8 protein-coding genes are annotated in these 8,510 nt (G+C 67.6%); 3 read left to right on the top strand and 5 right to left on the bottom strand.

Annotated elements, in window-relative coordinates:
- On the bottom strand, nt 1-875 hold an 875-nt coding region (locus tag J7E68_RS17500; RefSeq protein WP_215174748.1), incomplete at its 3' end, for an NAD(P)/FAD-dependent oxidoreductase.
- Between the two features lie 163 nt (nt 876-1,038).
- On the opposite strand from J7E68_RS17500, the gene J7E68_RS17495 reads away from it, so the two are divergent.
- Entirely contained in the window at nt 1,039-1,500 is a 462-nt protein-coding gene (locus tag J7E68_RS17495; RefSeq protein WP_215174746.1) for a MarR family transcriptional regulator, read from the top strand.
- Between the two features lie 9 nt (nt 1,501-1,509).
- Here the strand turns inward: J7E68_RS17495 and J7E68_RS17490 are convergent, their stop codons facing one another.
- The gene (locus J7E68_RS17490) at nt 1,510-4,191 is read right to left on the bottom strand and encodes a family 78 glycoside hydrolase catalytic domain (protein ID WP_215174745.1); all 2,682 of its coding nucleotides are present in this window, start codon (nt 4,189-4,191) and stop codon (nt 1,510-1,512) included.
- Nucleotide 4,192: 1 nt separating this feature from the next.
- Nucleotides 4,193-5,545, bottom strand: coding sequence for an MFS transporter (locus tag J7E68_RS17485; RefSeq protein WP_311417306.1), 1,353 nt, complete (start codon nt 5,543-5,545; stop codon nt 4,193-4,195).
- Nucleotides 5,546-5,694: 149 nt separating this feature from the next.
- Between J7E68_RS17485 and J7E68_RS17480 the strand changes: the two genes are divergently transcribed.
- Nucleotides 5,695-6,324 carry a TetR/AcrR family transcriptional regulator gene (locus tag J7E68_RS17480; protein ID WP_215174743.1) on the top strand — a complete coding sequence of 210 codons (630 nt, stop codon included), beginning with the start codon at nt 5,695-5,697 and terminating at the stop codon, nt 6,322-6,324.
- Nucleotides 6,324-7,199: a TIM barrel protein gene (locus J7E68_RS20015; RefSeq protein ID WP_215174741.1), complete on the top strand. Its 876-nt coding sequence runs from the start codon at nt 6,324-6,326 to the stop codon at nt 7,197-7,199. Before J7E68_RS17480 ends, J7E68_RS20015 begins: the two co-directional genes overlap by 1 nt.
- A gap of 25 nt (nt 7,200-7,224) precedes the next feature.
- On the opposite strand, the gene J7E68_RS17470 is transcribed toward J7E68_RS20015, so the two are convergent.
- Nucleotides 7,225-8,208 (bottom strand): zinc-binding dehydrogenase, encoded by a 984-nt coding sequence (locus J7E68_RS17470; RefSeq protein ID WP_215174739.1) that lies wholly within the window; start codon nt 8,206-8,208, stop codon nt 7,225-7,227.
- Nucleotides 8,208-8,510 (bottom strand): SDR family oxidoreductase (locus tag J7E68_RS17465; RefSeq protein WP_215174737.1); only part of this gene is annotated, 303 nt, incomplete at its 5' end. The genes J7E68_RS17465 and J7E68_RS17470, both read right to left, overlap by 1 nt.

The raw sequence follows: 8,510 nt of genomic DNA, 5'->3' as shown, positions 1-8,510 counted from the left end.
CCCACCCCCTCCGGATCCGTCGGACGGTTGTCGCGCACGGCGACGGTCGAAGGCGTGCGCTGGAAGACCAGCAGCTCACGCGCATGCTCGGCGAGGTGCGGGATCACCTGCAGCCCGGTCGCCCCCGTGCCGACCACCGCGACGCGCTTGTCGGCCAGCTTCGTGAGATCCCCGTCGGCGGATCCGCCGGTGTAGGCGTAGTCCCAGCGGCTGGTGTGGCAGGTGTGACCCGTGAAGCGCTCGATCCCCGGGATGCCGGGGAGCTTCGGCTGCGTGAGCGTGCCGGAGGAGGTGATCACGTACCGCGCGCGGAACACGTCACCTCGATCGGTCTCGACGACCCACTCGGATGCATCCTCGTCCCAGGTCAGCCCCGTCGCTCGGGTATGCCCGACGAAGTCGCGGTAGAGGTCGTAGTGCTCCGCGATGCGCTCGGCGTGCTGACGGATCTCCTCGCCAGGCGCATAGCGCCTGCTCGGGATGTATCCCGTCTCTTCGAGGAGCGGCATATAGACATACGATTCGATGTCGCAGTGGATGCCGGGGTAGCGGTTCCAGTACCAGGTTCCACCGACGTCGCCCGCCTCGTCCATGAGCCTCACCGAGCCGATGCCGGCGTCTCGCAGTCCCGCACCGGTGAGCAGCCCGCCGAAGCCCGCCCCGATCACCAGAGCCTCGACGCGATCCCGCAGCGGCTCTCGATCAGTGCGGGGGGTGTAAGGGTCCTTCGCGTAGTAGCCGTACTCGCCGAGAGCCGATCGATACTGGGCCGCCCCGTCGGGGCGGATGCGCCGATCGCGCTCCTGCGCGTACTTCTCCCGCAGTGCCCGCAGCCGCGCGACCTGCTCCTGGGTGGCCTGTGCCTGTTCGGTCATGGTTCCGTCCTCCTGTCGCCGGGGCTCGGGCCAGGTCGACGCGAACTGGGGACGGCGTGAACCTGAACCCGACACGACCCCGGATCGGTTCCTTCACAGAAGGTTAGCTCGAAGCTAAGTAAATATCCCTGGGAATCGCCTCGGAGCGCGTTACGGTACTGAGGTGAGCGATGACCGGAGACGTGCGGAGGCATTGGAGAACATCGATGCCCTCACGCTGGCGGTATCAGTGCGCTCACTTCCCCGCATGATCGGCTCCCTGCTGAGCACGCAGCTGACGATCCAGCAGCTCAAGGTACTCACGTCGATCGTCGTATCCGACCACAGCACGATCAGTGGCCTCGCGTCGTCGTTCGAGGTGTCGCTCGCCACGATGTCGAAGCTCGTCGAGCGCCTCGTCGACCAGCACCTCGTCGAACGACTGACGGATGAAGTCGATCAGCGTGTGCGGCGCCTGGCGCCCACGGCTCTCGGGCGTGACGTCATCGGGAAGATCATGGCGGCGCGCCCCGAGATGGGCGCCGACATCCTCGACGGGCTGACGATCGACGAGCTGGAATCCCTCGCCCTCGGCCTGCGCGCGATCAATCGGGAGCTGCAGGCCGCGGCGATGCACGACGACTGATCCACGCCGTCAGCGGGCGCCGGAGAACCCGCCCGCGCCGGCGAAGGATCCGGGTCCTGCTGCCCGCGTCGTCCCGTCGGGGAAGACCACGGTCGCGCGACTCCCTGCCGGGATGTCCGCCTCGACCACCAGCTCGTCCCCCTCGACGCGCCACTCCACGCGGATCCGCCCCTGCGGAGTGTCGAGATGCCCCTTCGCCCAGCTGACGCCGCCGCCGGGGAGCGGCGCGATCGTGAACGCCTCCCATGCTGCCGAGTCCGCATCCTGACGCAGCCCGAGGGTGTGCGTGTGGAGGAAGCGGATCACCGCACCCTTGCTGTAGTGGTTCAGCGACTCGTGGGCGACGCCCTCGTCGTCGATCCCCTCCCAGTCCTCCCAGATGGTCGTCGCTCCCCTGTCGATCATGTACATCCACGACGGAGCGCTGCGCTGGAAGAGCAATTCGTAGGCGACGTCGGCGTGCCCGCTGTCGGCGAGAACCGGCAGCAGGTCTCCCGTCGAGAGGAATCCGGTGCCGAGATGGGTGCCGGCGTCGCGGATGAGTTCGACGAGGCGCTGCGCAGCGGTGGCACGAAGCGATTCCGGGATGAGACCGAACGAGAGTGCCCGCACATAGGCGGCCTGAGTGTCCTGCACCGTACGCCCGTCGTCCGTGACGAACTCGGAATGCCACGCGTCGAGCACGCGCTCGGCGATCGCGGCATACTTCGCCGATTCACCCGTGCGACCGAGCACGGCCGCGGCATCAGCGAGGATCTGAGTGGAGCGATACAGGTAGGCCGTGCCGACCTCTCCCTTGTCGGCCATGAACCAGGCCATGGGGTTCGTCTTGATCGGATCCAGGCGCGAGCCGTCCTCCGCCTTCGCGACGGGCTCGGTCCACTCCCCCCAGTGGAACGTGCCGTCCCACAGATACTCCTCGTGCGGCAGCGGCTCGGCGGAGCGCTCGACGCGAGAATGATGCCGATTCGCGCGCGCGGCCCCGAGCTCCCACTCGACCCACCGCACCATCGCGTCCCAGTTCTCTTCGAGAACGCGAGCGTCGCCGTATGCGGTGTACATCTCCCAGGGGACGAAGGTGATCGCATCACCCCACCCGGAGGAACCCGTCATCATGGCGAACTGGTCGTCGAGCTTGTGCTTGATGCGACGGCCGTCGGGCGAGAAGTTCGCGATACGACCGTCGTCGAGCTGATCATCGCGCACCGACTGCAGCCACTTGCGAGTGAACCCGAGCACGTCGTACAGGCGCGCGGCCGTCGGCGCGAACACCTGGTAGTCGCCCGTCCACGCCAGACGCTCGCGCGTCGGGCAGTCGGTCGGCACATCCACCGCATTGCCGCGGAAGCTCCAGTCGGCGATCTCGTGCAGCCGGTTGAGGTCGGGATCACTCGACTCGAACGATGCGGTGCGACGCAGATCCGTCTGCACGACCTGCATCCGCGCAGATGCCGGGTCGAACGGAGCGCCCTGACGCGTGATCCTGACGAACTGGAAACCGTGCACCGTAAGACGCGGCTCGAAGACCGCGCCCCCTCCGTCCGAGACCACTTCGTCGTGCTGCACGAAGACGACATCGGGCTCTCCCGGCTTGGTGGAGTCGAGGTGCGCGGTGCTCACGTCACCGTCGGGCCCGACGTACTCGCCGTAGTCGATCACCGTGCGCGTTGCCGCCGGACCGAGATCGGTGAGCCGCAGCCAGCCCGAAGCGTTCTGGCCGAAGTCGAGCACCCAGGTGTCGTCCGCGAGGCGGTTCGCGTTCACCGCGTCGCGCGTCTCCACGACCCGGACGGGCGGAGCCGGCGACCACGAGATCGGAGGCCCGGCGACGGCACCCACGATCACGGGCTCCCGTGCTCCCCCGCCAGCGCGGAAGTCGGTCGTCTGTCCGTCCATCAGATCGGCGCGGATCACCGTGGACCCCGCAGTGGTCCAGTCCTGGTCGGTGCCAACCACCTGTCGGGTTCCATCGGCCAGCTCGAGGTGCAGTTCAGCTCGAGCTGCGAGAGTCGTGCCCCACCCGGCCGGCAGACGGAACGCCCCGACCTGCCCGCGGTACCAACCGTCGGAGAGCTCGATCTCGAGCGAGTTGGTGCCGTCGGTCAGCAGGCGTGTCACGTCGGCAGCCTGGGCGTAGAGGGTGCGGTCGTAGGACGTCGACCCCGGCGACAGCTCGGCCGTGCCGACCCGCTCGCCGTTGATGCGAGCTTCGTAGACGCCGAGAGCGGTCGAGTACAGCCGCGCCGAGACGATGCCACTGGCCCCGAAGGTGTGAGCGAGCGTGTGAGCACCCCGCGCGCCGTATCCGGGATCGTCGTGTTCGACGGGACTGATCCACTCGGCAGTCCAGTCCGCGTCGAGCAGTCCGCACTCGAAGGATGCCCACTCGGACCATTCTGAGAGAGTGTCGCCGCTTGTCGCGCGCGCTCGCCATCGCACCCGCTGACCACTCGACAGCGGGAGCCACGGCCACTCGACGAAGAGGTGCGTGTCGGCGGCGAGCGGCACCAGCGCCCGACGCTCACCGTCGACGATCGCCTCGAGTTCGAACCCGGTCCACGCCGCGCCGACCGGAACCGTGAACGACAGCCGGGGCGAAGCCTCGCACACGGTGAACTCGTCGCCCCCGCTGTCAATCCGCAGGTCATACGGCGCAGTGGGCACGGATGACGGGTTCGATGCGAGCGTCATCTCAGCGCACTCCCTTGACCTTGAACATGATGATGAGACCGCCGACGAGCGCGAACACCGCGCCGATCAGATACAGCAGCGTGTAGTTCTTCTCGGCTCCCACCGCCCCGATCGTGATGATCAGCGGCGCGATCAGCGGAGCGATCGCACTGGGGATCTTCTGGGCGAACGCCACGACCGCCATGTATCGACCGGACTCGGCGCGATCGGGGATGATCGCGTAGACGATGGCCTGGTCGACGGTCGCGAACACGGCGATCGCGAGTTGCATGAGCACGGCACCGAGGATCAGCTGCGGCAGCGACCACGCGAAGGCCTCGGCGAGCGCACCGCCGATGAAGATGAAGGCGGCGATCAGCACGAAGAGTCGACGTCGCTTGAGCTTGTCCGAGAGGAAGCCTCCCAGCAGCGCGCCACCGGCGGCAGCGACGACTCCGAGCATTCCGACGGTGGCGACGACACCTGCGACCTCGCGCACCGGCAGGTCAAGACGCTGGGCGTAGAAGAACGTGCCGAAGGTGGTGTTGAAGTAGAGCCCGATGAAGAACACCATGCGTCCGACCCAGTTCCAGGCGAAGTCGGGGTACTTGCGAGCGTTGAAGCCGTAGCCCGAGATGACCTTCTTGAGAGTCACCGACGAGTCGACGACCAGGTCCTTCGAGCTTCCCTCCTTCTTGAAGGTCGGGAGCAGCACGAGCAGCACGACGCCGATCACGGCGGGAACGAAGAACACCAGGAAGGTGCTGTACGACACGGCGTAGGCGATTCCGATGCCGAGCACCGGCGCGACCTGCGTCATCAGACCGGTGAGAGCTGAGACCTTGCCGCGCTGCTCTTCGGGGAGCTTGTCGGCCTGCAGGGTCTGGATCGCGGCTCCGGCGGTCGACCACCCGGTCATCGCGACGACCCAGCCGGCGCCGACGAGGAGCAGGTTCGGCGCGAAGCCGATGATGACCGCGCCGATGAGTCCGAGGGCAGCGCCGAGGAACAGGAACGGCGTGCGGCGGCCGAAGCGAGAGCGCGTCCGGTCGCTCCAGATACCGATCATCGGGCTGAGCACGAGGAAGATCAGCTGAGCGGTGCCGGTGACGTATCCGAGCACCTCCTCGTGCCCAGGAGCGAGCTCCGTGATGCGCAGCGCGAGGCCGTACGCGAGCGGCACCATCATCGCGATGGATGCACCGAAGTTGGCCAGCATCAGCCAGAAGATGTACCCGCCGCTGACCTTCGCGGTCGGCTCGGAGCCGACGGGGGTTCCCTCCAGCGGAGTGCCGTCAGGCGTGTTCCCGCCTACCGGCTGTGCCGCAGCGATCGAGTCGATCGTGTCGCTGCGGTCGAATTCACTCTTGGTCACCTGGACTCCTTCATCGTTCAGTGATCCGCGGCGCCCTCCACTGGGCGTCCCTCGCGAAATGCGGTCGAAATCCGTTTGGCAACCGATTGTCGATCCTGAGCGATAGTAACCACTTTGGTAACAGAAGGCAAAAGTGAGAGGGTGGGAACATGACGTCGCCGCTGACAGCCGAGCCCTCCCCGCGCCGCCGAGGGCCGAGCGCTTCCACCCCGGCGAGACGCGCGGAGATCGCGGAGGCGGCGCTCGCGAGCTTCGCCGAACACGGCTACGAACGGGCATCCCTCCGCGACATCGCCAGTCGCGCCGGCCTCACCCACGCGGCTCTGCTGCGCCATTTCTCCGGCAAGGAGGAGCTGCTGCCCGCCGCCCTCGCCCAGCGCGAAGAGCACGAGGAAGACCTCGCCGCTCGGATCATGACGGCCCACGTGCCCGGCGAGCAGATCCTGAGCGCCGTGCTCGCCGACGAGTTCGCGCACCCCGACTTCCAGCGCAACTGGATGGCGCTCACTGTGGCCGCCACGAATCCCGAGCACCCGGCCCATGAGTTCTTCCTCGGACGACGCGAACGCATGCGGTCTCGCTTCACCGACGGCCCCCTGCCCACCAAGGAGGACGAGCTGCTGACAGCGGACGAGAAGATCACCCTCGTCCTCGCGATGGTCGACGGTCTCCGTATTCAGTCGCTACTCGACCCGTCGCGAGATGCTCTCGGACTGCTGACGATCTTCATGAAGCTCATCGCAGCGCAGCCGCCAGCGGCATCGTCGGAGGGCGCGTAGTGAACGAACGCCCGCTGAAGGCGATCCAGCAGATCCAACTAGGCACTGTGCTGTCGACCGAGCAGCAGGCACGCGAGACGCTGGGCCGGCTCGAACGGGCCGGCTTCGAGGGCATCGAGCTGAACGGCTTCATGACCCGCCACACGCCTCTGTTCGTTCGGGCGCTCACGAGAGCATCCGGGATGCCGGTCGGCCGCGGCGGCCGACTCGATTGGCCGGATCTCATTCGCAGCACGTCGTTGAAGGTCGTCGGACTCCATGAAGGCCTCGGCACTGTCGAGCGCGCGCCGGACGCCGTGATCTCACGCGCGTCGAGCCTCGACACATCTCACGTCGTCATCACCGGGATGCATCGGTTCGACTACACCGACGAGGCACAGGTGCGAGATCTTGCCCTGCGCCTCAACGCCGCGGGGCGAGTACTCGCCGCGGGCGGCGTCTCCCTGCTCTACCACAATCACAATGTCGAGTTCCGTCGTCTGCCCTCGGGCCGCACGGCATTCTCCGTCCTCATCGCCGAGACCGATCCGGCCGCCGTCAACTTCGAATTCGACTGCTATTGGCCGACTGCGGCAGGGGTAGACGCCCTCGCTCTCATGCGCGAGCTCGGCGAGCGTGTCGTGCTGTGCCACATCACCGACCGCGGCACCCGCCTGCGAGGATCATCGCTGACCCCGATCGACACGGCGGATGCCGTCGAGCTGGGCCTCGGGAACATGGACATCCCCTCGTTCATCGAGCAGGCGAAGCTCGCGGGAACACGGGCTGTGATCCTCGAGACGCACCGCAATTGGATCGAAGGGTCGCCGATCAGGAGCTTCGAGACGAGCGCGAAGGTGCTCAATCGCCATCTCGGGCAGCGTTCGCCTCTGTGACCGGCGGCGACAGAACGGGGAGCGCCTAGGACGGAGCACGTCCGAACTTCAGAAGGACCTTGCTGGACTGCGTCGGATCCGCCGCGATAGCGAAGGCCGCTTCGGCCGATCGCCAAGGCTCCACATGGCTGATCACCGGGGCGATCCGAAGCCTCTTCCGGGCGAGCGCCTCGATGACCTCGTCGATCTCGTCGTTGAAGCGGAACGAGCCGAGGAGATCGAGTTCCTTGGCGATCGCCAGCGCGACCTGCACGGGCTGCGGCCCGCTCGGCAGCAGCCCGACCATGGCGACGGCGCCTCCGCGGGTCGCCGCACGGATCGCCGTGTCGAGGCCGCGATGGCTTCNNAGCACGACATCCGCCCCCAGCTCCTTCGCGACCTTCAGCGGCCGGTCATGCAGGTCGATGGCGGTGATGTGGCGCACGCCGCGCGCTCGGAGCACGGCGATCGCGAGGAGCCCGATCGGACCGCACCCCACGACCAGCGCCGAGAGGTCGGTGACATCGCCGATACGGTTCACTGCATGCCATGCGACGCTGGCGGGCTCGATCAGCGCCGCTTCCTGCAGATCCACCGTCTCGGGGAGCGCCCGGAGCATGCCTGTCGGCAGCGCCACTCGATGCGCGAATGCCCCGTCGCGGTGCGGGAACCGGGCGGCGGACCCAAGGTAGCCGCCGCCCGCGATGTTCGGTCGGTGCGCGGGGTGCCGTACGTACTCGGTCGCCGGAGTGGCCGGGTGCACGGCGACGCGCGTGCCCTCCCAGGGCCCGGTGCCGTCGGCCGCAGCGCGGCGGACGACGCCCACGACCTCGTGGCCGAGCATCATGGGGGCGCGCAGGATCGACTCCCCGGCGGCACCATGCGTCCAGTAGTGCAGATCAGAGCCGCAGATGCCTCCGTAGACGATGTCGATCACGGCCTCGTCAGATGCCGGCAGGGGCTCGGCGATCTCCTCGACGCGGAGGTCGCCGGCCGCGTGGATCACGATCGCGTGCGGAACGGCCGCCATCACACCACCGCCGTCATTCCGCCGTCGACGAAGACGACCTGTCCGGTCACGAATCGCGATGCGTCGGATGCCAGCCAGATCACGGCGCCTCCGATGTCCTCCGGCTCTCCCCAACGACCCACCGGGGTGCGCCCGAGCACCCACTCGTTGAATGTCGGATCATCGACGAGAGGCTGGGTGAGTTCCGTGCGGATATAGCCGGGAGCGACGCCGATGACCCGTACGCCTCTTGCCGCCCACCCAGCCGTCATGGCCTTGGTGAGGTTGCGCAGGCCGCCCTTGGCTGCGGTGTACGCCCCGAT

The organism is Microbacterium sp. ISL-103, from assembly GCF_018613995.1.
GTDB lineage: Bacteria > Actinomycetota > Actinomycetes > Actinomycetales > Microbacteriaceae > Microbacterium.
This window is presented reverse-complemented; position numbering and strand designations above follow the sequence as displayed.